The following is a 26,000-nucleotide window of genomic DNA, read 5'->3' on the forward strand; positions in this document are numbered from 1 at the left end:
CTTGATGTTTCTTATGGTTGAGTTACTATTCTGTCACTTAATCAAAAAGAGAGTGGCGATATGTGGTTACGTGTGGGGCTGAGTGCGCTGGTCGCAGTGGTGATGTTTTTTACGCCTCCTGACAAAGTGCATGCTAACGAAACCATTGAAGTTCTTCAGACTTACTATACTGCGCCCGATCCCAATGTGGCGCTGCGCCTTCTTAAAGATTTTGATGCTGGCATGTTCCGAGACGCAAGGCGTTACACAAGTGTGATTGTTGGGTTTTGTGCGGCTATCTTTCGCGAGCAGCCAGAATATATCGCATCCTTCACACTCTCTTTTGAACGCCAAGACACTCAACTTCTTGTCGGCTATGCACTGACGATGGCGGGAAAACGTGATCTTGCCGTCGACTATCTTCAACAATCAAATATCAATGAAGCCTTGATTGCGGAGCTCAAATTTCTCCCTCAGGATATCAAGGCGTTTCATCTGACCGTTCCCGTACATTTGGATTTTTTACTGGGGGCTAGTTACGCCACGGGAGATGGTGAATATATAAACCGCATTCTTGATTACGTTGCGGTTTGGTTGGATGCAGACGTGTTCCCTTCGGACGATGTGATGAAAATCGTTGGCCTGTTGATGGGCAAACAACCCTCCAGAAAAATCAAAGAGGTCTTGAGCCAACACAAACAGGTGTATCGCACCAACCTGTATATGACCGCAGCGGGAATATATTACGTTGGGCAAAACAGTGCGAAGCACAAATTTATGCAGCAAACGTTGTTCCAAAGAATAGCCTCTGCGCCCCGTTCTGCTCTGAGCAACGTATTCACGAAGTACCGGATGGTGTCTGATTTGGAATTTTCTGCGCCACAATTGCCGCATGTCTCGACTTATAAGATCGGGGACATCGAGTTTTTTGTCTATTTGACGCAAAACTATGATGGCGCGCGGGAGGCGGTCGCTGATCGTAACTTTCGTGGATTGTCGAAATACGTAGCTTCCCAATTCACGTCTTCGGACAATTTGGTCGTGGTCTTTGATTTTATTATTCGAGAAGAAATTTATGGTGAGATCAGTCTTCAAATTACAGAGCCATCGGGCTTCGTGAATGAACAACGACCATTCCCCATAGATGGGAAAGGGTATAAGACGGTCGCGCTTGAATTGTTTAAACTGATCTCAACCACACCTGGCCCATATACCATTGCCGGGACCTACAGTACGACTGACGGACGCCAAATCAAGTTCTCCAAAAAGTTTGTCATCACGGGAAAATAAGTTTTGGCCCAATGGGGGCAAACCGTTTTATCCGTTAATTTTAGTGAAGCTTGAAATGTATATTACGGCCTTTTTTTCGACAAATTGACAGCTATACTGTTTATCATGTGAATTAAAACAAATACGCGGTGATGGCTGTGAAATTCAACAAGGTGTTCCCCTTGGCTGTGGTGGCTGTTTTGGTTGGTGGCGGTGTTGTTGTTGCGACGAAAAGCAATCTGAACACGCAACCCAACACCACGGTGAACGTTGTCGTTCCAGAGCTGTCGGCCAAAGCGCGCATCGGGCAAACCAAATTCAATCAAAATTGCGTCGAGTGCCATGGGGCAGATGCTGGGGGAAGTGAGAAGGGGCCACCGCTGATCCACCGTTATTATGAACCGAACCACCACGCTGACGGAGCCTTTTTCTTAGCTGCCCAACGTGGTGTGCGCGCCCACCACTGGCCCTATGGCGACATGCCGCCGCAGCCGCATATGAGTACGGTTGACATGGCTGCCATCGTGCAATACGTCCGTGAACTGCAAAAGCACAACGGAATTTTTTAATCTCCTTTGGGAAAGAAATATGTTTATCAAACGCAGCTCTCTTTTGGTCCTTCTTTCGGTCCTCGTGGCCGTTCCGGTTATCGCCAGTGCACACAGTGGCGCAACCGGCGTGGTCAAGGAACGCATGGAGCACATGAAAGCCATGGGCGCGTCCATGAAAACGTTAGGGAAAATGGTTGGGGGGCAAGTTCCCTTTGATTCCGCTGAGGTGTCAAAAATCGCAGATCTGTTTGCCGCAGGCAGTGGGGAAGCCATGACTAAGCTGTTTCCCGAAGGCTCACCCCCCCATCCCAGCGAAGCAAAAGCTGAGATTTGGCAGAAGTGGGATAAGTTTCAACACTTGGCGGACGAGCTCAAAGCCCAAGCGGAAACCTTGTCCATGACGGCGAAGGGCTCGCCGATGATACGCACGCCTCAATCGTTTAATGGCGCTGGCAAAAGCAAGGCCTTAGGCGGCGCAGACGTGATGGAGGGGGGACCTGTGCAGATGCCGCCACAAATGGCCGTGCGCATGAATTTCATGCATTTGTCCAGCGTGTGCAAAAGCTGCCATACCGAATTTCGTGAAAAGAAGGCTGAGTGATCAGACTTCCCTTGCAATTCAAGGGTTTAAAGCGGAACGTAATTCACGTATAACCATGGTTGTCTAGTCCCATACACCGTTTGATTTTTTTGGCCTGTCCATGAGCACCGAGCACTGCCTGTCTTTTTTTATTGTTGATGACGATCCCAATCTGGTTGAGTTGGTGAGCGTGATTTTGCAGGCGGCTGGGCACAAGGTGGCCTCCAGCCTATCAAGCGTCGAAGCTTTAGAACGCATAGAGGCACAAAAACCCGACGTCGTTATCGCCGATATCATGTTGCCGGAGATGGACGGCTTTCAGCTTTGCAAGCGCGTCAAATCCAATCCAGATTTATCCGCCACCCAGGTGGTGATGTTGTCGGCGAAAGCTTATGACTTCGACAAAGCCTATGCCACCAAAATGGGCGCAGACGGCTACATCGTTAAACCGTTCAATCCCGAAACCTTGGCCGATGAAATGATGGCCATCGTTTCGTCCGGCATGACGGTGCGGTACTGGGGTGTGCGCGGCACGCTTCCTGTGCCCGGTGAGGACACGTTGCGCTATGGCGGGAACACGTCGTGCGTCAGCATCGAAGTGCCCAATAAGCCCATGCTGATCTTCGACGCCGGAACAGGCATCAAGAAGCTGTCGGATTACATCTTTGAAAACGTCAAAGGCAAGATCACGGCCAAGGTCTTTATTTCGCACCCGCATTGGGACCATATCAATGCGCTTCCGTTTTTTGGACCGATGTATGTGCCCGGCAACGAGTTTGAGATTTTGGGCACGCGTCATGGCGACACCAGCATGCGCGAATTGATCAGCGCGCAGATGGACGGCATCTATTTTCCCATCACCATTCGTGAGTTTGGTGCGCGGGTGTATTTCCGCGATCTGGGCGAAGAAACACTGCAAGTGAACGGCATGACGGTGAAAACCATGCTGTTGAACCATCCTGGCAATTGTCTGGGTTACCGGGTCGAGCTTGCAGGCAAAGTGGTTTGCTACATCACCGACCACGAATTGTTCTTGGACGACAATCCCATGTACAACCCTGGCTATGTCGATCACCTAATCGCGTTTTGCCACGGGGCGGATATTCTGATCACCGACACCACGTATGCGGATGAAGACTATCCGTCAAAGGTCACGTGGGGCCATTCGAGTGTTGGCCAAGTGGTGGGCTTGGCCCATCGCGCAGAGGTCAAAACACTGCATCTGTTTCACCACGATCCAGACCAAGACGACAGCGCGATTGATGCAAAGTTGAGCCAAGCGCAGCGCAAACTCGATCAGTTGGGTTCTTCGACCAAAGTCGCTGCGCCAGCTGAAGGCGACAGCATCTCTCTTTAAGCGATTTCGGCGTCTTCCACGCCGTGTGCGGTTTCCACGTCAAGACGGCGGGGTGTGGTGCGCTCTGCGGGGAAGTGCACGCTGACATGCGTGCCGCTGCCTTTGTGGCTTTTGATTTGGAAGTTTCCGCCGTGCAAATCAACCAAACCTTTGCACAAGGGCAGGCCTAGCCCTGTGCCCTGTTCCGTGCGCGAAAAGACACTGTCGACTTGTCCGAACATGGACATGGCGTGCTCCAGTTCTTGCGCATCCATGCCTATGCCCGTGTCGGATATGGAAAACCCGATGCCGCCCGAAAGGGTTTGATAAAAATCCAATTCAACAGTGCCGCCTTTCGGCGTGAATTTTATGGCGTTGGTGAGCAAGTTGATCAGAATTTGCTTCACGCGCCGCTCGTCAGCGCCCAGCTTGGGGAAGGGGGTGGTGATGTGGTGCAATAGTCGAATGCCCTTTGTCGTAGCGTGGGGCATGACGATGCGCAACACCCGCCCCGCGACCTCTTTCATGTCGATCAGGTCTTCATGAAGTTCGATCTTGCCGACCTCAAGTGCGGAGACATCCAAGATGTCGTTGATCAGCTCCAACAAATGATTGCCCGAATGATGGATGTCGTCGATGTATTCGCGTTGTTTGGGATTGGTGAGCTGTCCAAACACTTCAGTGCGTAACATGTTGGAAAAGCCGATGATGGCATTTAAGGGCGTGCGCAACTCGTGGCTCATATTGGCGAGAAACTCGCTCTTTGCACGGTTGGCGTTTTCCAGTTCGGTCTTGGAGTGCAGCAACCGGGCTTCGGTTTGTTTATGGCGTTCAAGTTCGCGCGACAATTCCCGCGTGCGGATGTCGATGCGCATTTCTAAGTGATCGTTGAGCTGCTCCAAGCTTTTGTGTGCATTGGACAGCTCTTCACGGTCACGCCGGGATGCGGCCAGATGGGTCACCAGTTCGTGATTGGACTGGGTCAGCTCATTGAGCGATTGGCGCAGCTGGCCTTCTAAGGGGCGGAATATGAAATAGGCTTCGATGCCCAAGATGCTCAACGTGACAATCCACAAGATCGTTTCAATGCGCTTGATCCGGTCGATGGCCTGACGACTGACATTTTCATATTCATCACTGGCGGCAGTGAACATGGCGTCTAAGACGTATGGGCCGTATTGCTGCAAAAACACCAGCGATCCGGTGTTGTGCTTCAGCTCCGACTGGGGCATGTCGTAGATGGTCCGTGCATGGTCAAGGTAGCGCTCCAAGGCCATATCAAGCCCAACTGTCGGGTCGAAGTAGATGGCTTTGAGAATGTCGGTTTGAATGCGCGGGATGCCGCTTTCCTCATCCCCCAACAGCAGTATCTTGTGCGAAGCTTTGAGCTTCGAGATGGCACGCCCCAACTGCGATTTTGCAATTTGAAACTCTTCTTCGTCGTGGGTGTGCACCATCAGCGCGGAAAAGTGCGAGATCCGCTCCGACAAACCGTTCTGGTTTCCAGCAATGGTCATCAGATGCGAATAGTTGCGCTGGTGATCGACAACGGCTTGCATGCTCAACCACGTGCCTGTCGCCAGCATGGCGATGGCGCTCAAAGCAATGATGTAGCGGTTGCGAAGGCGCTTGACGTCTTTAAATTCAGCCATGAGGCCCCAGCACAAAAATGAGCACAAACGATAGAGGTTGGGCACGTCAATTCGGGCGCCATCATAGGTTCGGGAGATGTCAGTTCTGTGTAGCTTTTTTGTCAGTGAGGCTGGTACTTGTGGGTAAGGTGGTTTTCGGGATGTATGGAATCAACAAAAACGGTTCGATTTAGGTCGAACCGCTTTTGTTGTGAATTCTCAATTAGCCTAGAGGTTGGTTTGAGATTAACTCAGCATATAAAGTATCGAGGTCATCAGATCTGACGCTCGCTAAGTTATGTTGATCCAAAAACGAGTTGATAAACGCTTTTGTAACCCTACCCATGACGCCGTCTGGCTTTATGGCTTTATATGTTTTACCGCGAACACGAATCGGGCCTAAATCATACTTTGTCAAAAGACGCTGAATTTCCATAACCTTACTAGCGTTAGATTTTTGTCCGAAGGATTTCATCATTGATTTCATGATGTTCGGATCCGCCTTCGCAGATCCAAAACCGCGCCAGTAGGGGAGATCATAATATTTCCCCATGAGCTCCAGCACGGACAACTCAACCAAGTTCCGCACGGCTTGGTGTAGGCCCTGGCTGGTTTTTAAGCGACCATTGCCGCCAACACCCGACCCATATACCAAAAAACCAAGTTGGTTCGATCCCCTCACTTCATAGACATAGATGGTATTGGTCGCTTGAATGCCAGGAACGTATGCTTGGGTTGCATAGTCTAGGAGGTGCAGGTCAATGGTGACGCGGGTGAAGCTTTCGCTATCTGCAACTTCGCCTCCTGCATCGGTTTCTCCACCACCGCCACCTAATATGATATCAACGTTGAATCCGCTGTTTTTTGTCTCGACGTCTTTGTCGTATTCGGTAATCGATCCTGCAATGACGACGTTTGGCAAAACGCGGTTCATGTTCGCATTACCGGTGTTGAGTTCGTTTTGGTAGTAGCTAGGGTCATAGCCAACGTAAACAAGGCGTTGCCCTGCCATACGGTTGACACTAGACGCGACCATGTTCGTTACATCAACGGGGAGCTCGCCACCACCTGCGGTATTGCCAATCGGTTTAGATTGCACAACAGTCATGTAATCAACGTTGTTGTTGATTTGGTTGCCTAATGTATCCAAGGCATCGCCGTAAATCGTCGTCCGTGTGAAGGCGAAACGGCTTTCGTTCATTTTTTTCTTCTGGCCTAGGTCGAGCTCAGGAATCATGATATTTGCGTTGCAGGCACTTACGCTTAACGCAGCCAATGTCATAAGGCCGAGTGCTTTTGCGCGAAGAATTTGTTTAGCGGACATTGACATTCCCTTGGACGGTTACGCTGTTTCTTAAAGTGTTTATACGGGCATTGCCGTGTGTTTTGATGTTACCGGTGTTGATTTGCCCACCGGAACTGCTCAGGTCGCCACTGACTTGTGTTCGATTGTCAACACTGTTCAAGGTGTTTGCGCCATTGATTGTGACCTCACCAATCGAAACGGATTTGTTTTGCAGGTTCAGATTTCGATCAATAACGGTTCGGTTATAGACGTCCCTGACGTGAGAACGTTTTCCGACATTAATATTACCGACTTTGGCAGCGTCTTCAGGCTTCGCGCGGCGATCAACACGGGTATATTGATAGACAACGGTACCATTTGCCGTGAACCCCCGGCTGGAGCGGTTTTTAATCTTTTTCAGCTGGTAGATGCCTTCGGGCGTTGCATCACCCGCGTGTAGTGTTTGGGGCAACGTCAAGACAAACGCGAACACACCGACCCAGATGCCATGCAAAAATCTGGCGTTCATGATCATACTCCTCAGCCACGCCAGTACCCCGCCGAAGCGGTGATACCGTGTGTTATTGGGAAGTGAAATTGCCCATATTCAAGTGGCTGTTGTTACTAGCGTTGATGGTGCCACGCACAGTGTTTTCTGTGGTGATTATTGCCGTCGAACCTTTGAGGTTTTGGACGTTGACATTGCCAAGGTTTGCAGACGAATTGTTGCGAATGTTCATAGATTGCGTCGAGTTGGTTGTTGTGATCTTGAGATCTTTCAGCTTGGTATTTTGCAAGCTGACATTTCCAAGGTTGGCTTGGGAATTGTTGTTGAGGTTGACGCTGCCCGACACGGTGTTTTGCTGCGTCACTTCCAGGTTTTCGATTTCGTTACTGGTGTGCAGAGCCCTCGCGCCCGCTTTCCCCCCTGCAGAAATCACATCACTGAGGGCTTGCCCGCCGCTGTTGACGACTTTCTGGCCAGCTTGAGAAGTCGCATTTGCCACTTTCGCGATGTTCGTGAGGGTTTTCCCCAACTCTTTCAGGTTGGAATTGGATTGGGCGGATTGGGCGTGGGCAATATTGGCCTGAGATAGGATAAGACCTAACGCCGTCGTGGTCATCAGAAGCATTTTGTGCATGATTGAGACTCCCTCAATAAGAGTATAGTTAATAAAGTACTACCAAAATGCATGCTACACATAGGGTGTGTTGAAATCAACATGCTATTTTAAGTAGATTTGAGGGGGCCGCATATGGCCTCATTTCAATAAAAATCATTGGGGAAGTCAGTTTTAGCCAGATACTTGGATGGGTTAAACCTATTGACGGCGGCGGGCTTGAGGGGTTAAATCCTTCTCACGGCTTTCTGCCGAAGACCAGTAGACGCCGAAGACCAGTAGACAAGGGTTTTGAGACATGACGGCACACGTTGCCAGCGCGAAAACGATCCAAGAGGCTGACATTCAGCGCTCTTTGCGTGCGCGTGCCCTCGATCTGCTGCTCCTGAACGGGAACCTGCTCCTAAGGAACCCCTAACACCTACGTCGTACATATGCCGATGGTGTTTAGGGGTGAAAAAAACTGCAATCTCAAAGGGTTGAGGTTGATCACACCTTACAAAGCAGACCCGAAGGAAAAGACATCATGACATCCCAAGATAAAAACCGCGTCGTCATTTTTGACACCACCTTGCGCGACGGCGAACAGTCGCCCGGCGCATCCATGAACTTGGACGAAAAGATCCGCATTGCCACCGTTTTGGAAGAAATGGGTGTGGATGTGATCGAAGCCGGTTTCCCCATTGCGTCCGAAGGCGACTTCGAAGCGGTGAACGAAATCGCCAAAATCGTCAAGAATTCCACCGTGTGTGGTTTGGCCCGTGCCACGAAGATGGATATCGAACGCTGCGCCGAAGCCATCAAACCGGCCCCGCGCCAACGCATCCACACGTTCATTTCCACCTCGCCCTTGCACATGAAGTACAAATTGCAGATGGAACCGGACGCTGTGTTTGAAAAGGTCAAGGAAAGTGTGACTTTGGCGCGCAACTTGACCGATGACGTGGAATGGTCCGCCGAAGACGGATCGCGCACGGAACGCGAATTTTTGGCGCGCTGCGTCGAAGCCGCCATTGCGTCCGGTGCCGGCACCATCAACATTCCCGACACCGTCGGCTATACCATGCCGCACGAATATTCGGACTTGATCGACTATTTGTTCAACACCGTGCCCAATATTGATAAGGCCATTATCTCGGTCCACTGTCATAACGATTTGGGCTTGGCGGTGGCGAACTCCTTAGCGGCTGTTGGTGCCGGAGCGCGTCAAGTGGAGTGCACCATCAATGGCTTGGGCGAGCGGGCAGGCAACGCGGCGATGGAAGAAGTTGTCATGGCCTTGCGCACGCGTCAGGACTTGATGCCGTACACCACGGGCGTGGTCACGGAAAACATCACCAAGGCGTCGCGCTTGGTGTCCGCCATCACCGGGTTCACCGTGCAGCCCAACAAAGCCATTGTCGGCAAAAATGCCTTCGCGCACGAAAGTGGCATTCATCAAGACGGCATGTTGAAGCACGCGGGCACCTACGAGATCATGACCCCCGAATCGGTCGGGCTCAATCAATCGAAATTGGTTCTGGGCAAACACTCGGGCCGCCATGCCTTCAAAGAGAAACTGAAGGGCTTGGGCTACGATTTGGGCGACAGCGCCGTCGAAGATGCGTTCAAACGCTTCAAAGACTTGGCCGATAAGAAAAAGGACGTGTTCGACGAAGACATCATGGCCTTGGTCGATGACGAGATTTTGCGCGTCAATGACCGCTTGCAGATGGTTGCGTTGGAGATCTTGTGCGGCACAAAGCACAATCCGCCCCAATCCAAGTTGGAGATGATTATCGATGGTGAATCAAAGACTTGTGAGTCTACCGGCGACGGCCCCGTGGACGCTGCATTCAATGCTGTGAAGGAATTGTTCCCCCACGGCGCGCGTTTGCAGCTCTACCAAGTTCACGCGGTTACCCAGGGCACCGACGCCCAAGCCGAGGTTACGGTTCGTTTGGAAGAAGACGGTCGGACTGTAAATGGTCAGGCTGCAGACACCGACACCATGGTCGCCAGCGTAAAAGCCTACATCAACGCGTTGAACAAATTGTTGGTGAAACGCGAAAAAACAGCGCCTTCTGCGCTTTCGGCCTAGCTTTCTCAAGCTTGGATTGAGTATAAATAGAGGGCCAGTGAGCGATTCGCTGGCTCTCTTTTTATTTGGCTTTCACTGTGACCCGCATGTGCAGGGGGAAACTCGGGGGAAGCTTGTTACATTTGCGGGGTTTAGCAACCAATGCTTTCGAAACTATTTGGCTTCCTGTCTGCCGATATGGCCATCGACTTGGGCACCGCCAACACGTTGGTGTATGTCAAAGGTAAAGGGATCGTCTTGAACGAACCTTCTGTGGTCGCCATCACTGAATCCAAGGGCAAGAAACAAGTTCTCGCCGTCGGTAACGAAGCCAAGCAGATGCTGGGCCGTACTCCGGGCGACATCAGCGCCATTCGCCCTTTGCGCGACGGCGTGATCGCCGACTTCGAAGTGGCCGAGCAGATGATCAAATACTTCATCCGCAAAGTTCACAACCGCCGCACCTTCGCCAGCCCCATGGTCGTGGTTTGTGTTCCGTCCGGCTCCACTGCCGTTGAACGACGCGCCATTCAAGAAAGCGCGGAAAGTGCGGGTGCGCGCAAAGTCTTTTTGATTGAAGAGCCCATGGCAGCTGCCATTGGTGCAGGCCTTCCGGTGACCGAGCCCACGGGCTCCATGGTCGTTGACATCGGCGGCGGCACGACAGAAGTCGCGGTTCTGTCCTTGGGCGGTATCGTTTATGCGCGCTCCGTTCGTGTGGGTGGCGATAAAATGGACGAAGCCATCATTGCTTACATCCGCCGCAACCATAACCTTTTGGTCGGTGAAGCCTCTGCTGCACGGATCAAGGAAACCATCGGTTCGGCGTGCCCGCCCGAAGACGGCGAAGGCCGCACCATGGAAATCAAAGGTCGCGATTTGATGAACGGTGTGCCGAAGGAAATCGTCATTTCCGAACGCCAAATTGCCGAAAGCTTGGCCGAACCTGTCGGTGCCATCATAGAGGCTGTGAAGGTCGCGTTGGAACACACCGCACCGGAACTGGCCGCCGATATTGTCGACAAAGGCATCGTGCTCACCGGTGGTGGCGGGTTGCTGGGCAACATCGATCACGTCTTGCGCCATGCTACGGGTCTGCCTGTGTCCATCGCTGACGACCCGCTGTCGTGTGTTGTGATGGGAACGGGCCGCGCGCTGGAAGAAATGAAGAAGCTGCGCAACGTGCTCACCACCATGTACTGATCCATTTCAGTTTGACTGAGAGCAAAACGCCCGCAGAGCATCTGTGGGCGTTTTGTCGCTTGTGGCGAAAACCGCAGAATTCTCACGCTTTTTGTTGTTTTGGCGTAAAAACTATATTAACCATGTAGCAGGCATAGTATCCGTCTGAAATTGGGTCAGACGGGTCGGATGGGCCCGTGCCCAATCAACAGTCCGGGGGAACCGGACGCAGGGGTTCGTAAGGAATTGCGTTGAGCAATCGACACAACCACGTTCATCATCTTGCGCACGCCGAAAAGGGCGTCGCTGGCCGCGTCGGGTACCTGGTGCTGGTGCTGGCGGCGTTTGCCCTGATGCTGTTGGGCAAGGCCGATGTCTTGGTGATGGAACGTGTTCGGGCGTCCATCGCAGACGCTGTGGCCCCGGTCCTGGATGTGTTGTCCCGTCCTGCTGCGACGGCAGACAACATGGTCGATCAATTTAATGAATTGTCAGCGCTGCGCGATGAAAACACCCGCCTGCGTATGGAAAACGAACGCCTGATCGAATGGCAAGCCTCGGCGCGCAAGCTGTCGTCGGAAAACCTTCAGCTCAAATCCTTATTGAATTTTGCACCCGGGGCAGAGCCGGGCTTTATTACAGGTCGGGTCATCGCCGATAGTGGCGGTGCGTTTGTGCATTCTCTTTTGCTCAATGCGGGTTCGCGCCAAAATGTGGCTAAGGGCCAAGCCGTCGTCACGGGTGACGGTCTGGTGGGCCGGGTTCACGGCGTCGGTGCACGCTCTGCGCGTGTGTTGCTGCTGACCGACTTGAACTCCCGCATTCCTGTGGTGGTGGAAGCCAACCGCACGCGGGCGATTTTGGCGGGCAATAACTCCGACCGTCCGCGTTTGATCCACATGCTGCCGGGCGTCAGCGTTACGGTCGGCGATCGCATTGTGACGTCTGGTCACGGCGGAGCCTTCCCGCCGGGTATTCCGGTTGGTGTTGTTGCGCAGTCCAGCGAAAATGGTGTGTTGGTGAAACCGCACGTTCAACGGGATCGTTTGGAATACGTTCGTGTGGTCGATTACGGCCTGCAAGGCATTTTGGATGCCAACTCCGCCGTCGAAGGCGCAGGGTTCTCGAGATGAATCTAACGTTCTGGCAGCGCCTGGACTTGATTGTTCGTGGCATCACGCCGTTTGTGTTGACGTTGATGTTGGTTGTCCTGGGCCAAGTCCCGTTACATGTTCCGGGCTTTGCCGAAGTCGCACCCCTGCTGCCACTGATGGCGGTTTACCATTGGGCCATTTATCGTCCCGATTTGTTGCCCGCGATCGCCGTCTTTTTTGCAGGTTTGTTGCAAGACGCCTTGAGCGGCATGCCCTTCGGTGTGAACACGGCGGTGTTCGTGATCATGCACATGGTTGTGATTGGACAAAGCACGTTCTTTGTCGGTAAGTCCTTTTTGATTGTTTGGTTGGGCTTTGGCATGGTTGCCGCCGCCGCGACAATACTGACGTGGTTGCTTACGGCACTGTTCTTTTCCGCCTTTACGACGCCGGATGCAGCCTTTGCCCAATATGTGATTACGGTGGGCCTGTTCCCGATCTTGGCGTGGCTACAGGCACGATGGCAACAAACGGTTTTGGCACAGGTGTAAGGCGCACAGGGCAGATCGATGCATAGAGATTCGGAACGCCACAAACTCTTTTCCCGCCGGGCTTTGATGTTGGCCGGTGGCAAGACTGCGTTGCTGTCGGTCTTGGTCGGTCGCATGTACTATCTGCAAGTGGTGGAATCTGAACGCTATGTGACGTTGGCGGACGAAAACCGCATCAACTTGCGTCTGTTACCGCCGCCCCGTGGGCGCATCGTTGACCGCTTGGAACGCCCGATGGCGGACAACCAGCAAAACTACCGCGTGGTGATCATTCCCGAACAAGCCCAAGATGTGCACAAAACGTTGGACCGCTTGTCCTTGATCGTATCGCTGAGCGCTGGTGAGCGTCGGCGCATCATGCGTGAAGTCAAACGCAAGCGCGCCTTTGTGCCGATCACGGTTCGGGAAAACTTAGACTGGCGTGAAGTGGCCCGCATTGAAGTCAATACGCCGGACCTTCCGGGTGTGTTGATTGATGTCGGTCAAAGCCGGAGCTATTTACATGGACCGCAAACCGCGCATGTCTTGGGATATGTGGCGGCTGTTTCTGAAAAAGATCTAACGGGTGATCCATTGTTGGAGCTTCCCGGGTTTCGGATTGGGAAAGCCGGGGTTGAAAAAGTCTATGATTTGGCCTTGCGCGGTTCGGGGGGCAGCTCACAAGTCGAAGTCAATGCTTTGGGCCGTGTCATTCGTGAATTGAACCGTCAAGAAGGCCAGCCGGGCACCGAAGTCCGCCTGACCATTGATCGTGACCTGCAAAACTACATTGCCAACCGGGTTGGCAACGAAAGCGCCTCTATTGTGGTGATGGATGTGCATACCGGTGAAATCTTATCCCTGGTGTCGTCTCCGTCGTTCGATCCGAATTCGTTCAACAAGGGGCTCAGCCAGGCTGAATGGGAATCGCTCATCAGCAATCCAAAGGCGCCGCTGACCAATAAATCCATTGCCGGGCAATATGCGCCGGGGTCAACCTACAAGCCTATTGTCGCCTTGGCAGCCCTGGACAAGGGCGTGATCAATCCTGAAACTAAGATCCATTGCAGTGGCGTGACCAAGCTGGGCAATGCGGAGTTTCACTGCTGGAAAAAAGGTGGGCATGGGCCGCTGAATATGCGCGAAGCCATCGAACATTCGTGCGATGTCTATTTTTACGAAGTCGCCCGGCGCACGGGAATTGATCGCATCGCCGCCATGTCTCGACGCTTAGGCTTGGGCAATCCGTTGGGGCTCGACTTGCCGGGTGAAAAATCCGGATTGGTGCCCAGCGACAAATGGAAACGCGGCGCCATCGGTACGCCTTGGCAACTGGGTGAAACCCTGATCGCGGGGATTGGCCAAGGTTACATCTTGACCACGCCCTTGCAGCTTGCGGTAATGACGGCACGTTTGGTCAACGGTGGCCGGGCGGTCAAACCGCATTTGACCATGGATGTGGTGAGCGAAGAGGGCGTCCAGCCTTATCCGGATCAAGAAGCCGATCCGTTGGGGATCCCGACTGAGCATCTCAATATCGTCCTGGGCGGCATGCAAGACGTCGTCAATGCCCCGACCGGCACGGCCTTTCGGGCCCGCATTCAAGAAGAAGAATGGCGCATGGGTGGAAAAACCGGCACCGTTCAGGTGCGCCGGATCACCAAGGCCGAACGTGAAACAGGCGTCGTGAAAAATGAAGACTTGCCCTGGGAAGAGCGCGATCACGCCTTGTTTGTGGGCTATGCCCCGTTTGAAAGTCCGCGTTATGCGGTATCTGTTGTGGTTGAACATGGCGGCGGCGGGTCGAGCACGGCCGCACCTATTGCCCGCGATGTGTTGCGCGAAACGCAACGCCTCGCCGCATTGCGTGCCCCTGACCAAGAGGCACAAGCCTATTTGAAGAAACGTGAGGAGGGCTGAGATGTTGACGCACGACGGCATATTGTCTCAGCCCAAGGTGAGCATCGGTCACAAGCTTTTGCACCTGCACTGGATCTACGTGATTTTGCTGACGCTGACTGCCAGCATTGGATTTGCCATGCTGTTCAGTGCGGCAGGCGGTGACTTTGATCCATGGGCGTCGCGCCAAATGGTACGTTTTGGCATCGGCGTCGTTGGCATGATTATTGTGGCGGTCATCGATATCCGGTTTTGGCTGCGCTACGCCTACGGCTTCTATTTTGTCGTCTTGGCTTTGCTGGTGGCTGTTGAGATTGCTGGTTTTGTCGGCATGGGCGCGCAGCGCTGGATCAGCTTCGGTATCTTCAATGTGCAGCCGTCAGAGCTGATGAAAGTTGCCATGGTGCTTGCGTTGGCGCGCTATTTCCACGGCGGCAGCATCGAAGATGTCGGGCGCATATTTTTTCTGGTGCCGCCGTTGGTGATGGTGGTGGTGCCGGCCGTTTTGATTATTCGCCAACCGGATCTCGGCACCACATTGATGCTGGTGTTGGCCTCAGTCGCCATGTTCTTTGCCGCCGGCGTGCGCATGTGGAAGTTCATTTTGGCGGGCGTGATCGGTTTGATCAGTGCGCCTGTGGCGTGGTTTACGATTTTGCGCGATTACCAAAAGCAGCGCATTTTAACTTTTATCAATCCCGAAACCGATACTTTGGGATCGGGCTATCATATCATTCAGTCTAAAATCGCCTTGGGATCAGGGGGCATGTTCGGCAAGGGCTTTATGCAAGGCACGCAAAGTCACTTGAACTTTTTGCCGGAAAAACAAACGGACTTCATCTTCACCATGCTGGCCGAAGAGTTCGGCTTGGTTGGCGGATTGACCTTGGTGGCGCTGTACATTCTTTTGTTGGCGTATGGTTACGTCATCTCTATGTCGTCGCGCAATCACTTTGGCCGCTTGGTCGGCATTGGCGTGATTGTGACCTTCTTTTTGTACATCTTCATTAACATCGCCATGGTGATGGGCCTGATCCCGGTTGTGGGTGTACCGTTGCCGTTGGTGTCATACGGCGGCACGGCGATGCTGACGTTGTTGTTTGGCTTTGGTCTGTTACTGAACGTGCACATCCACCGCGAAATGACCATTGGGCGACGCGACAGTGGGGATGAGTTTTAGTATACTGACTGCGTGATGATCCCAACGTTGGGGGCGTATAGCTCAGTTGGTAGAGCAGCTGACTCTTAATCAGCGGGTCCACGGTTCGAGTCCGTGTACGCCCACCATTTACATCACGCTTTCAAAGTACGCGATGGTTTTCTTTAACCCGTCTTCCAACTTCACCTTCGGCTCCCACCCTAAATCAGCCTTGGCCTGAGCGATGTTGGGGCAACGCTGCATGGGGTCGTCGGTGGGCAAGTCTTTGAACGCGAGCTTGGATTTAGCCCCCGTCAAGTCGATGACTTTTTCAGCGAGCTCCTTAATCGTGAACTCACCGGGATTGCCTAGGTTTACAGGACCCGTCACGCCGTCTTTGTCCATCAATGCTAAAAATGCATCGATCAAATCGTCCACATAACAAAATGAGCGCGTTTGCAGTCCGTCGCCGTAAATCGTGATGTCTTCGCCGCGCAACGCCTGGATGATGAAATTAGACACCACGCGTCCGTCATTGGGGTGCATGCGCGGCCCATAGGTGTTGAAAATGCGCGCAACCCGGATGTCGAGACCGTATTGGCGGTGATAGTCGAAAAACAAGGTTTCCGCACAGCGTTTGCCTTCGTCATAACACGCGCGCGGGCCGATGGGATTGACGTTGCCCCAATAGTCCTCGGTCTGCGGGTGGATGGAGGGATCGCCGTAAACTTCGGATGTCGAGGCCTGAAAAATCTTCGCCTTGATGCGTTTGGCGAGGCCCAACATATTGATGGCGCCGTGTACGGAGGTTTTGGTCGTTTGCACGGGGTCGTGTTGGTAGTGAATGGGCGACGCGGGGCAGGCGAGATTATAAATCTCGTCCACCTCCACATACAGCGGGAAGGTCACATCGTGGCGCATTAGTTCGAACCGGGGTTCGTTGATCAAATGCAAGATGTTGTCTTTGGGCCCGGTGTAGAAATTATCCACACAGATCAGGTCGTGACCTTGTTCGTGTAGGCGGTCCAACAGGTGCGAGCCCAGAAAGCCTGCACCACCGGTGACCAAAATGCGTTTGCGATCAAAAATGCTGAGCGCCATGTGTCCTCCCTGAGTTGTTGGGACGATAGCACCACCACAACCGCAAGAAAAGAGGCGAAAAGAAATTCAGGTCCTTGTTTTCAATGTTTTAGACCTGCTGTCATGATAGCGTTATACTGTTGGGGTTAACTTGGGAAAGCCCAGGTTGAGGATGTGGGGTTTGAATATGGTACGTGTATTTCCAGCCGATGAGTTGAGCGGCTTGCTGACCGTTTTGCAGAAATCCGGTTATCAAGTGATCGGCCCCAAAGTCGAAGACGCAGCGATTGTTTTGGGTGGTGTCTCTGACATTGCGGACCTGCCCAAAGGTTGGGTTGACGAGCAAGACGGCGGTCATTATCGCCTGAAATCCTCCAAAAAAGCGGGCTACTTCGATTTTACCCATGGCTCCCACACCTGGAAACGCTATCTGTTTCCCCCCAAAGAAAAGCTGTGGACGGCAACCAAATCGGGCCAGAAAATCTCCATCGAAGAACATCGCGACGCACCAAAGTACGCCTTTTTGGGGGTGCGCGCATGTGAACTTACGGCCATGGAAATCCAAGACGAAGTCTTGATGAAGGGCGATTATGTGTCCGAATCCTACACGGAGCGGCGTGAGCAGGCCTTTATCATTGCGCTCAATTGCCGTCGCGCGGGCGGAACATGCTTTTGTGTGTCCCAAGGTGCTGGTCCAAAAGCCAAAGGCGGCTTTGATTTGGCGCTGACGGAGCTCAAAGATCGCTTCTTGGTCGAGGCCGGAACGGATCGCGGCGAAAAAGTTCTGGCTCAGCTGAAAACCGTAGAAGCCACCAAGGCAGATATCAAAGCCGCCGACAAAGCCGTGCAAAAGGCCGCCGACGGCATGGGGCGTAAAATGCCTGCCAAAGCGGCTTCGATCTTGGAAAAGAACTTGGAAAGCCCGCGTTGGGACGAAATCGCCAAGCGCTGCTTGGATTGCGCCAACTGCACATTCGTCTGCCCCACGTGTTTTTGTTCGACGACGACCGACGAAACTTCGCTGGACGGTGCCACGGCGGAACGCTTCCGCCAGTGGGACAGCTGCTTCACGCTGGATTACAGCTACATCCACGGCGGCGCCATCCGCAATACGGGCGGGGAACGGTATCGTCAATGGATTACTCACAAATTGACGCATTGGCATGAACAGTTCGGAACGTCGGGCTGTGTCGGCTGCGGGCGATGTATCACCTGGTGCCCGGTGGGCATCGACATCACAGCAGAGGTCAATGCGTTTCGGAAAGGGAAATAAGGAGACACGTTATGGTTAAAGTTGATGGTCTCGATAAATTGCTGGCGGAACATCCCTTTTTCGACGGAATGGATGAGAGTTACCGCAAAACGCTCGCGGGCTGTGCGCGCAACGAACGTTTTAAGCCGGGCGAAATGATCGCCCAGGAAGGCAAACCGGCGGAACGCTTTTATTTCATCCGCACGGGCGCTGTGTCCTTGGAATTTCATGTGCCGGGCCACGACGGACTGGTGTTGGAGACCCTTCATGACGGAGATATCTTCGGATGGTCGTGGATGGTGGAACCCTATGAGTGGTCGTATGATATTTGCGCCCTTGAGCTCACCCGCGTGATCAGTCTGGATGGTGCATGTCTGCGCAAGAAGCTCAAAAAAGATCATGCGCTGGGCTTTGAGCTGTATTCCCGCTTTATGCCGGTGATGGCGAAGCGGCTGTATAGAACGCGCCAGCAGCTCACCGACATGTTTGCGAAGAAGTAGGTCCTCCATGCCCGATCAAACCACCTCAGACGCCCCCTATGCAGACCCTATGGTGCCGGACCTTCTGCCCATCACACTGCGCCGGAAAGAGCTGGACGACACCTTCACCATAGAGCTTGATCCCGGCAAACCTGGATTTCACTTCCAACCCGGTCAGTTCAACATGCTCTATGTGTTCGGCGTTGGCGAAGTGCCCATTTCCATCAGCGGCGATCCGGCTAATCCGGGCAAGCTGGTGCACACCATCCGCAATGTCGGTGCCGTGACGGATGCCTTGTCGAAACTGAAAAAAGGCGATCAAGTCGGCGTGCGCGGGCCCTTTGGCAGTGCCTGGCCGGTGATTGAGGCGGACGGTCACGACGTGGTTATCATAGCGGGTGGCATCGGCTTGGCCCCGCTGCGCCCGGCCATCGAACACGTTTTGGCGAACCGCGAACACTTCGGCCGTTTCGTGATTTTGTACGGTGCGCGTTCCCCCGAAGACGTCTTGTACATGAAGCAGTTACAACAATGGCGCGGGCGCCTGGACACCTATGTCGATGTCACAGTGGATCACGCGGACCGCAGTTGGGCCGGGAACGTCGGGGTGGTGCCACGTCTGATCGAGCGCGCGGATTTTGATCCGCACCACACCAAAGTGATGATCTGCGGCCCCGAAATTATGATGCGCTTCACCATCAAAGAGCTGGTCCAGCGCGGGATGGAAAAAGACGACATCTTCGTGTCCATGGAACGCAATATGAAGTGCGCCATCGGGCATTGTGGGCACTGTCAGTTTGGCGGCAAGTTCATCTGTAAGGACGGACCTGTGTTCGCCTACAGCCAAATCGAAGACCTGTTGCAGGTGAGGGGGCTTTAATGGCTGCACGTAAACCCAAACTGGCCGTCTGGAAATTTTCGTCATGTGACGGCTGTCAGCTGAGCCTGCTGGACTGTGAAGACGAGCTTTTGGCGGTCGCGGACAAAGTCGATATTGCTTACTTCTTGGAAGCCACACGCGCGCAGTTGAAAGGGCCTTATGACATTTCTTTGGTCGAAGGCTCCGTCACTACACCGGAAGAGGCAGAGCGTATTCAGAAGGTGCGCAAGCAATCGAAGGTGTTGATCACCATCGGCGCTTGTGCGACGGCGGGCGGCATTCAGGCGTTGAAGAACTACAACAAGGTGGACGATTTCATCAACACCGTTTATGCCCATCCCGAATTTATCGAAACGCTGGAAACCTCCACCCCCATCGCGGCCCACGTGCCTGTGGATTTGGAGCTGCGCGGCTGCCCCATTGACAAAGGTCAGCTGTTGGAAGCCTTGGGCGCGTTGTTGGTCGGGCGCAAACCGAACCTGCCCAACCACAGCCAGTGTATGGAATGCAAGATGGAAGGCACCGTGTGTGTCATGGTCGCACAAGGCAAGCCGTGCCTCGGCCCCGTGTGTCACGCGGGCTGCGGCAATATATGTCCCAGCGTGGACCGGGGGTGCTATGGCTGCTTTGGGCCCAAAGAACTGCCCAATGTTCCGGCTTTGTCAGGTCGTTTAGGCGAGCTGGGCTTTAGTAAGAAAGAACGCAGCGATCTGTTACGCACATTCAATGTGGCCGCCTTTGACGAAGCGGAGAAGTCCCATGGCTAAACAGACCCAAAAATCTCAAAGCCGCAAAATCAAAGTCGATGCCTTGTCCCGCGTTGAAGGCGAAGGTGCTTTGGACCTGCACATCCGCAATGGTGAAATCAAGGATCTGAAGTTCCGCATCTTTGAGCCGCCGCGTTTCTTCGAAGCCTTTTTGGAAGGGCGCGATTTTACCGAAGCCCCGGACATCACGTCACGCATCTGCGGTATTTGCCCCATCGCTTATCAAATGGGTGCGGCTCAGGCCATGGAAGACGCCCTGGGCGTTTCGGTAACGGGGCCGCTGCGCGATCTGCGCCGCTTGATCTATTGCGGTGAATGGATAGAAAGCCACGTTTTGCACGCCGCCATGCTGCACGCACCGGATTTTTTGGGGTTGGATGACGCGCTGCAAATCGCCAAAGCCAATCCCGAATTGGTGAAAAAAGCCTTGCGTCTTAAAAAGATCGGCAACGATATTTTGGACGTCGTCGGTGGGCGGGCTGTGCACCCGGTGAACTTGAAGGTTGGCGGTTTTTATAAATCCCCCAGTGTTGAAAAAGTGCGTGGCCTGATTGAGGATTTGAAGTGGGCCATTGAAGCATCGCGCGAACTCACGCTGGCGTTCGGCGGGTTCGATTTTCCCGACTTCGATTATGACTACACCTGTGTCTCGCTTCGCCATGATGATGAATACGCCATCCACGAAGGGCGCATAGTGTCGAACCGTGGCTTGGATATTCCCGTGGCCGAGTTCCGCGATCATTTTGGTGAAGAACACGTCGAGCATTCCAACGCTCTGCATGGCACGCACCCAGACGGGCCGTACTTGGTCGGTCCCATTGCGCGCTACAACAACAACTTCGATCAGTTGTCGGACTTGGCGAAAAAGACGGCAAAAGAAGCGGGACTTGAAAAGGTCGTCACCAATCCGTTCAAAAGCATTGTCGTGCGTATGGTTGAAACGGTTTATGCGTTTGAGGAATCTTTGCGCATAGCGGAAAATTATGAACTTCCCGACGCGTCGTGCGTGGAGGTGACGCCGGGCAAAGGCACCGGACACGGCTGCACCGAAGCCCCGCGCGGCATTTGTTATCACGGCTATAGCCTGAACAAAAAAGGCCTCATCACCAAAGCCACCATCGTGCCGCCCACGGCGCAAAACCAAAAGCAGATCGAACAAGACCTGCGCGGTGTGGTTGAAAAGAACTTGAAGCTCAAAGACGAAGACTTGAAGTGGCGCTGCGAACAAGCCATCCGCAACTATGATCCGTGTATCTCATGCGCAACGCACTTCTTGGATTTGCGCGTCAGGCGGGATTGATATGGCGTTGGTGATTGGTGTCGGCAACGCCATGCGCGGCGATGACGGGCTCGGCGCGGCGGTTGTTGACGCCTTGAGCGATCATCCCGGCATTGAAACCTTTGCGTTCGACGGCGACGGCATAGAGCTGATGGTGTTGTGGCAAGGGCGACACCATGTGGTGGTGGTGGACGCGACCCAATCGGACAAGCCTGCGGGAACCCTTCAGAGATTTGAAGCCCACGAAGCGGAACTCCCACAAAATTTGTTTCGCCACTCTACCCACCAGTTCGGCGTTGTCGAGGCCGTGGAAATGGCCCGCGTTTTGGGTGATTTCCCGGACCGCTTGACGGTGATCGGCGTCGAAGGGGCTGATTTCACATTGGGCGCGGGGCTAAGCGACGCCGTAAAGGGTGCGTTGGATGACGCCGTGGCTGAAGTTTTGAAGGCTTGTCAGCCTTAACGGCTTGCCCCATCCCGCCCATCGCGCTAAACACGGGCCATGGCTGCACCACTTCTCACTTTGCGCAACATTCACCTGACCTTCGGCGGAACGCCGTTGTTGGAAGGTGCGGACTTGGTCGTCGAGCCGGGCGAACGTTTGTGCCTGGTTGGGCGCAATGGCTGCGGCAAATCCACGTTTTTGAAAATCGCAGCGGGTATGATCGAACCGGACAAGGGCGAGCGTGTGTTGCAAACCGGAAAATCTGTCGCTTACCTGCCCCAAGAACCGGACCTGTCTGAGTATGCGACCACTTTGGACTATGTCGAGGCCGGTATGGGCCCGCACGACGAGGTCTATCGTGCGCAAATCCTGTTGGCGGACTTAGGTCTGAGCGGTTTGGAAGACCCCAAAACCTTATCGGGCGGTGAAGCGCGCCGGGCGGCGCTCGCACGCGCCTTGGCACCCCAGCCCGACATCTTGCTGTTGGACGAGCCCACCAACCACTTGGACTTGCCGATTATTGAGTGGCTCGAAAAGGAACTGAATGCCATCAATGCGGCCTTGGTGGTGATCAGCCACGACCGCACATTTTTGGCAAATGTGTCCCAATCCACCGTTTGGATTTACCAAGGCATCACCCACAAGCTGCCCAAGTCCTTTGCGCACTTCGAAGAATGGCGCGATGAAACGGTGGAGCAGTTGGAGCTGGACCGCCACAAGCTGGACCGCAAAATCGTGCGGGAACTGCACTGGTTGCAACGCGGCGTCACCGGGCGACGTAAACGCAACATGGGGCGACTGCGCCGTTTGAACGATTTGCGCGAAGAACGTCGGGACCAGCGGTCCTTGGGCGGTAGCGTCAAAATCACCACGTCGGAAACCGGACAATCGGGCAAGCGTGTGGTGGAAGCGGAAAACATCTGCAAGGCCTATGGCGACAACACCATCGTCAAAAACTTTTCCATCAAAGTCATGCGTGGCGACCGTTTGGGCATTGTCGGTGCCAACGGTGCGGGCAAAACGACGTTGCTCAATATGCTGATCGGGAAACTCCAACCCGACAGTGGTGAGATTGATATGGGTACCAAGATTGAGCTCGCGACCCTGGATCAGATGCGCGATGCCCTAAACCCCAACTGGTCGCTCAAAGACGCCATGACGGGCAAAAGCGGCGATGCGGTGACCATCGGCGGCAAACAAAAGCACGTCATGGGCTATATGCAGGACTTTCTATTTTCCCCGGAACAAGCCAACACCCCGGTGCATGCGCTTTCCGGTGGCGAGCGGGGCCGTTTGATGCTGGCGCGTGCATTGGCTCAGCCTGCGAACGTTTTGGTGCTGGACGAGCCCACCAACGATTTGGATTTGGAAACGCTGGATTTGTTGCAGGAAATGATCTCGGATTTCGACGGCACCGTGATTTTGGTCAGCCACGACCGTGACTTTCTAGACCGGGTGGTGACGTCTGTCATCATCAACGAAAATGACCGGGGCGGGGCCGGGGCTTGGCGCGAATACCCCGGCGGCTATTCCGATATGATCGCGCAACGCGGTGCCGGCATTACGGCGCGCGAAGCCCCAAAGGTGGAAGACAAAGCGGCCAAGCCCAAAAAAAAATCGGCTGCGAAGTCCGAAGGCGAGAAGCTCAAGCTGTCCTATAAAGAAAAGTACGCGCTGGAGACACTGCCCGGGAAAATGGAAGAGCTGCAAGCCGACATCGATAAACTGCAGGCCAAAATGGACGATCCGGACTTGTACCAAAAAGACCCGGAAACCTTCAGCAAAGCCGCAAACTTGTTGGAAGCCAAATCCATCGAACTGCGCGACGCCGAAGAACAGTGGCTGACTTTGGAAGTCCTGCGCGAAGAGATCGAAGGGTCTTAAGCGCTTTTGTGGGCGGTGAGTTGCAACACCACCATGGCCCCCACCACCAAAGCCAAGCCTGGAAAGGTCAGCATGGGCGGGGCGGCGTCGCCCAAAATCAAGCCGATCACCAACACCAATGCTGGGTTTAAGTAGGTGTACGACAACACCTTGGTCGGCCCGACGATGGTGGAGCTCCAATGAAAAATGAAAAAGGTGATGACGGTGGTGAACACTGCCAAATAGCCGATGCCCAAATAGATGTTCATAGGCACTTCGCCCCAAGCGGTGGCTTGCAGATTGGGAAACGATATCAGCAACATCCAAAAGGCCCCCGTGGTCAGCACCCAAAAGCTCATGCGCGCCATGGGTTCGCCGCGATGCAGGAACTTCACCAAAGGGCCGTAAAGCGCCATAGAGCACGTGCCCAGCAAAAAGATCGTATCGCCCTTATTCCATGCCATGCCCAGCAAATCGGAAAAGTTGCCGCGATAGATGACCCAAATCGCGCCGACCAATCCCAAGCCAAGGGCCGCCATGGAACGTTTTTTCAGCCGTTCTTTGAGCAAAAATGCAGACACCACGGCTGCGATCAATGGGGTGAGGGTGAAGATCGTCGCGGTGTTGAGCGGGCTGGTGTAGCGCAGCGCCTCGAACATGGCCCAGAAAAAGCCCACCATGAAGGCGCTGACGGTGCCATAACGGGCCAAATCTTTGAGCGACGGCAAGGGCAGTCCCACCCGCCAAGCCACCAAGGGGCCGAACAGCACAGCCGCCAGCGAAAAGCGCAAAAACGCCATGACGGAGCTGTCCAGCCCATGCGCAATCATCCCCACCACGGGAAATGAGGTGGAGACCAGCACAGTGGCAAACAAGGTCCAGCTTTGGGCGCGGCGTTCAAGCTCTGTCATGGCATAACCAATGGAGTTTGTTGCCCCTCTTGGCAAGCAGAACTTGCCGGGTGGGCCAAGTTTTTCCGCCTATGAGCATTTGGAAGTGGCGTATTTTCAAGAGCTTAGTTCAGGCATGGCTGTTGCAATGCATTGGCTAAGATATGGAGAATGCATATGGCCACCGTCACCGACCAAGTCGACTTGATCCTGTCCGAAGTCCAACTGCTCAACGCCAAACGCTATGGTTTGAGCCAGGAAGACTTCGACAATTTCGCCAATTTGATGCGGGGACACCGCGATGGCGAAGACGCTCCAGCCACCGACGATATGGTGCAATCCGACGAAGCCATCGTCGATACCCTCAAAGGCCGCATGCAGGACTGGGTGATGGCGCGCATGAAGTCCCGAACCATGAACGATATGCAAAAAGACGTTCTGGGGTACGATCCAGATCAGCTGAAATACATGTCTGCCGAAGATTTGATGTTCGACATGGTCGGTCGGCGTGATGATGAAAAACGTCATGATTCCAGCGGGATTTCTTCGCTGCTGAACACGCATTTCGATTTGAATCTTCTGCAAATGTTGCAGGGTTGACGCGGAATTCCAGGGGGCATCCGCTTTACCTTCTATACTGTCACGGTCATCCACGTTTTCACCCCAGTTGAGTGAAGAGATCATCCCACTTCGGGTTTACACCTAAAATTAGCCGGACTTTCCACGCTCGCGGCCAATGCTTCATGTTCTTTTCACGCTGTATAGCCACGCGGATATCGTCATACGGTTCCATATAGACCAATTGTTTGAGACCGTACTTCTTGGTGAAACCATCGACCACACCCTCGCGGTGTTCCCAAACCCGCCGTGTGAGATCACTGGTCACGCCCACATAGAGCGTGCCATTGGGTCGATTTGTCATGATGTATACCCATCCGCCAGACATTTCGGAATATTAAGTGTTTCCCGTGAGTTCCGCTATAATGGCGTTTGCGGCTCTATGCACGACTGCACACCCTCCACCGTCACCACCGGACTTGTTCCGGTGGTCCATTGCTGGTTCTTCGTGTGTGTCAAGACGTGGATGGCCGTGACAAGCACGGCCATGACGGAAATGAGGCAATAGCACGTTTTGACAGGATCCCAAAAGAAGGGGGCACGACTAAATTAGATAGATGTGTATCGATATGTCCGCCATTCATTTAGCATTTGATCGAAATAGGTCTGGTCAAACTTCAGCAAATCAATTTCGCGAACCTCATGACCATCTGCCCAGGTAATAAAGGTAGAATAGAAGGCTGAAGTGTATGATCGGACAATCTACGAAAGCTCACAACAGGCTCCAATCGGATTTTGAAACTACGCAGTGATGTCCGCACGTCGAAAAACCTACCCAAACGCACCCGGGACG

Annotated in this window: 25 protein-coding genes and 1 tRNA gene; 19 read left to right on the forward strand and 7 right to left on the reverse strand. The window is 53.7% G+C overall.

Annotated elements, in window-relative coordinates:
- The first annotated feature begins 60 nt into the window (after nt 1-60).
- The 4 genes from V5T82_RS09855 (at nt 61) to V5T82_RS09870 (ending at nt 3,736) form a co-directional block, all read left to right on the forward strand.
- Nucleotides 61-1,269, forward strand: coding sequence for a hypothetical protein (locus tag V5T82_RS09855; RefSeq protein WP_332895464.1), 1,209 nt, complete (start codon nt 61-63; stop codon nt 1,267-1,269).
- A gap of 137 nt (nt 1,270-1,406) precedes the next feature.
- Nucleotides 1,407-1,817, forward strand: a complete 411-nt coding sequence (locus V5T82_RS09860) for a c-type cytochrome (protein ID WP_332895465.1) — start codon at nt 1,407-1,409, stop codon at nt 1,815-1,817.
- A 19-nt stretch (nt 1,818-1,836) separates the two neighbouring features.
- Nucleotides 1,837-2,400, forward strand: a complete 564-nt coding sequence (locus tag V5T82_RS09865) for a c-type cytochrome (protein ID WP_332895466.1) — start codon at nt 1,837-1,839, stop codon at nt 2,398-2,400.
- A 100-nt stretch (nt 2,401-2,500) separates the two neighbouring features.
- Nucleotides 2,501-3,736: a response regulator gene (locus tag V5T82_RS09870; protein ID WP_332895467.1), complete on the forward strand. Its 1,236-nt coding sequence runs from the start codon at nt 2,501-2,503 to the stop codon at nt 3,734-3,736.
- On the opposite strand, the gene V5T82_RS09875 is transcribed toward V5T82_RS09870, so the two are convergent.
- From V5T82_RS09875 to V5T82_RS09890, 4 genes are all read right to left on the reverse strand, one after another.
- On the reverse strand, nt 3,733-5,367 hold the full coding sequence (locus tag V5T82_RS09875) for a sensor histidine kinase (protein WP_332895468.1): 1,635 nt from the start codon (nt 5,365-5,367) through the stop codon (nt 3,733-3,735). The genes V5T82_RS09870 and V5T82_RS09875 overlap by 4 nt on opposite strands.
- 202 nt (nt 5,368-5,569) lie before the next feature.
- Nucleotides 5,570-6,670 carry a hypothetical protein gene (locus V5T82_RS09880; RefSeq protein WP_332895469.1) on the reverse strand — a complete coding sequence of 367 codons (1,101 nt, stop codon included), beginning with the start codon at nt 6,668-6,670 and terminating at the stop codon, nt 5,570-5,572.
- A complete protein-coding gene (locus V5T82_RS09885; protein ID WP_332895470.1) occupies nt 6,660-7,160 on the reverse strand; it encodes a hypothetical protein in 501 nt (166 codons plus the stop codon). Before V5T82_RS09885 ends, V5T82_RS09880 begins: the two co-directional genes overlap by 11 nt.
- A 52-nt stretch (nt 7,161-7,212) precedes the next feature.
- Nucleotides 7,213-7,773 carry a hypothetical protein gene (locus V5T82_RS09890; protein ID WP_332895471.1) on the reverse strand — a complete coding sequence of 187 codons (561 nt, stop codon included), beginning with the start codon at nt 7,771-7,773 and terminating at the stop codon, nt 7,213-7,215.
- Between the two features lie 505 nt (nt 7,774-8,278).
- Between V5T82_RS09890 and V5T82_RS09895 the strand changes: the two genes are divergently transcribed.
- The 7 genes from V5T82_RS09895 (at nt 8,279) to V5T82_RS09925 (ending at nt 15,803) form a co-directional block, all read left to right on the forward strand.
- Nucleotides 8,279-9,832 carry a 2-isopropylmalate synthase gene (locus V5T82_RS09895; protein WP_332895472.1) on the forward strand — a complete coding sequence of 518 codons (1,554 nt, stop codon included), beginning with the start codon at nt 8,279-8,281 and terminating at the stop codon, nt 9,830-9,832.
- 141 nt (nt 9,833-9,973) lie between these two features.
- On the forward strand, nt 9,974-11,014 hold the full coding sequence (locus V5T82_RS09900) for a rod shape-determining protein (protein ID WP_332895473.1): 1,041 nt from the start codon (nt 9,974-9,976) through the stop codon (nt 11,012-11,014).
- Between the two features lie 230 nt (nt 11,015-11,244).
- A complete protein-coding gene (mreC, locus tag V5T82_RS09905; protein WP_332895474.1) occupies nt 11,245-12,126 on the forward strand; it encodes a rod shape-determining protein MreC in 882 nt (293 codons plus the stop codon).
- On the forward strand, nt 12,123-12,638 hold the full coding sequence (gene mreD, locus V5T82_RS09910) for a rod shape-determining protein MreD (RefSeq protein WP_332895475.1): 516 nt from the start codon (nt 12,123-12,125) through the stop codon (nt 12,636-12,638). The genes mreC and mreD overlap by 4 nt, the downstream gene beginning before the upstream one ends.
- 18 nt (nt 12,639-12,656) lie before the next feature.
- The gene (gene mrdA, locus V5T82_RS09915) at nt 12,657-14,537 is read left to right on the forward strand and encodes a penicillin-binding protein 2 (RefSeq protein WP_332895476.1); all 1,881 of its coding nucleotides are present in this window, start codon (nt 12,657-12,659) and stop codon (nt 14,535-14,537) included.
- Between the two features lies 1 nt (nt 14,538).
- Nucleotides 14,539-15,696, forward strand: coding sequence for a rod shape-determining protein RodA (gene rodA / locus V5T82_RS09920; protein ID WP_332895477.1), 1,158 nt, complete (start codon nt 14,539-14,541; stop codon nt 15,694-15,696).
- 31 nt (nt 15,697-15,727) lie between these two features.
- Nucleotides 15,728-15,803: transfer RNA gene (locus V5T82_RS09925), tRNA-Lys, on the forward strand.
- Between the two features lies 1 nt (nt 15,804).
- Here the strand turns inward: V5T82_RS09925 and V5T82_RS09930 are convergent.
- Nucleotides 15,805-16,755, reverse strand: a complete 951-nt coding sequence (locus tag V5T82_RS09930; RefSeq protein ID WP_332895478.1) for a UDP-glucuronic acid decarboxylase family protein — start codon at nt 16,753-16,755, stop codon at nt 15,805-15,807.
- Nucleotides 16,756-16,921: 166 nt separating this feature from the next.
- On the opposite strand from V5T82_RS09930, the gene V5T82_RS09935 reads away from it, so the two are divergent.
- From V5T82_RS09935 to V5T82_RS09965, 7 genes are read left to right on the forward strand one after another with little or no spacing between them, the layout of a single operon-like run.
- A complete protein-coding gene (locus tag V5T82_RS09935) occupies nt 16,922-18,007 on the forward strand; it encodes a 4Fe-4S dicluster domain-containing protein (protein ID WP_332895479.1) in 1,086 nt (361 codons plus the stop codon).
- Nucleotides 18,008-18,018: 11 nt separating this feature from the next.
- The gene (locus V5T82_RS09940; protein ID WP_332895480.1) at nt 18,019-18,486 is read left to right on the forward strand and encodes a Crp/Fnr family transcriptional regulator; all 468 of its coding nucleotides are present in this window, start codon (nt 18,019-18,021) and stop codon (nt 18,484-18,486) included.
- A 7-nt stretch (nt 18,487-18,493) separates the two neighbouring features.
- Nucleotides 18,494-19,345, forward strand: coding sequence for an FAD/NAD(P)-binding protein (locus V5T82_RS09945; protein ID WP_332895481.1), 852 nt, complete (start codon nt 18,494-18,496; stop codon nt 19,343-19,345).
- Nucleotides 19,345-20,112, forward strand: a complete 768-nt coding sequence (locus V5T82_RS09950) for an NADH-quinone oxidoreductase subunit B family protein (protein WP_332895482.1) — start codon at nt 19,345-19,347, stop codon at nt 20,110-20,112. The genes V5T82_RS09945 and V5T82_RS09950 overlap by 1 nt, the downstream gene beginning before the upstream one ends.
- Nucleotides 20,105-21,412 carry a Ni/Fe hydrogenase subunit alpha gene (locus V5T82_RS09955; protein WP_332895483.1) on the forward strand — a complete coding sequence of 436 codons (1,308 nt, stop codon included), beginning with the start codon at nt 20,105-20,107 and terminating at the stop codon, nt 21,410-21,412. The genes V5T82_RS09950 and V5T82_RS09955 overlap by 8 nt, the downstream gene beginning before the upstream one ends.
- 1 nt (nt 21,413) lies before the next feature.
- A complete protein-coding gene (locus V5T82_RS09960) occupies nt 21,414-21,854 on the forward strand; it encodes a hydrogenase maturation protease (protein ID WP_332895484.1) in 441 nt (146 codons plus the stop codon).
- Nucleotides 21,855-21,893: 39 nt separating this feature from the next.
- Complete coding sequence (locus V5T82_RS09965; protein WP_332895485.1) at nt 21,894-23,720, forward strand: ABC-F family ATP-binding cassette domain-containing protein; 1,827 nt, start codon at nt 21,894-21,896, stop codon at nt 23,718-23,720.
- On the opposite strand, the gene V5T82_RS09970 is transcribed toward V5T82_RS09965, so the two are convergent.
- The gene (locus V5T82_RS09970) at nt 23,717-24,610 is read right to left on the reverse strand and encodes a DMT family transporter (RefSeq protein ID WP_332895486.1); all 894 of its coding nucleotides are present in this window, start codon (nt 24,608-24,610) and stop codon (nt 23,717-23,719) included. The genes V5T82_RS09965 and V5T82_RS09970 overlap by 4 nt on opposite strands.
- 156 nt (nt 24,611-24,766) lie before the next feature.
- Between V5T82_RS09970 and V5T82_RS09975 the strand changes: the two genes are divergently transcribed.
- Nucleotides 24,767-25,189 carry a hypothetical protein gene (locus V5T82_RS09975; RefSeq protein WP_332895487.1) on the forward strand — a complete coding sequence of 141 codons (423 nt, stop codon included), beginning with the start codon at nt 24,767-24,769 and terminating at the stop codon, nt 25,187-25,189.
- 58 nt (nt 25,190-25,247) lie between these two features.
- On the opposite strand, the gene V5T82_RS09980 is transcribed toward V5T82_RS09975, so the two are convergent.
- Complete coding sequence (locus V5T82_RS09980; protein WP_332895488.1) at nt 25,248-25,535, reverse strand: GIY-YIG nuclease family protein; 288 nt, start codon at nt 25,533-25,535, stop codon at nt 25,248-25,250.
- Nucleotides 25,536-26,000: the final 465 nt, after the last annotated feature.

The sequence above is a fragment of the Magnetovibrio sp. PR-2 genome (genome assembly GCF_036689815.1).
GTDB lineage: Bacteria > Pseudomonadota > Alphaproteobacteria > Rhodospirillales > Magnetovibrionaceae > Magnetovibrio.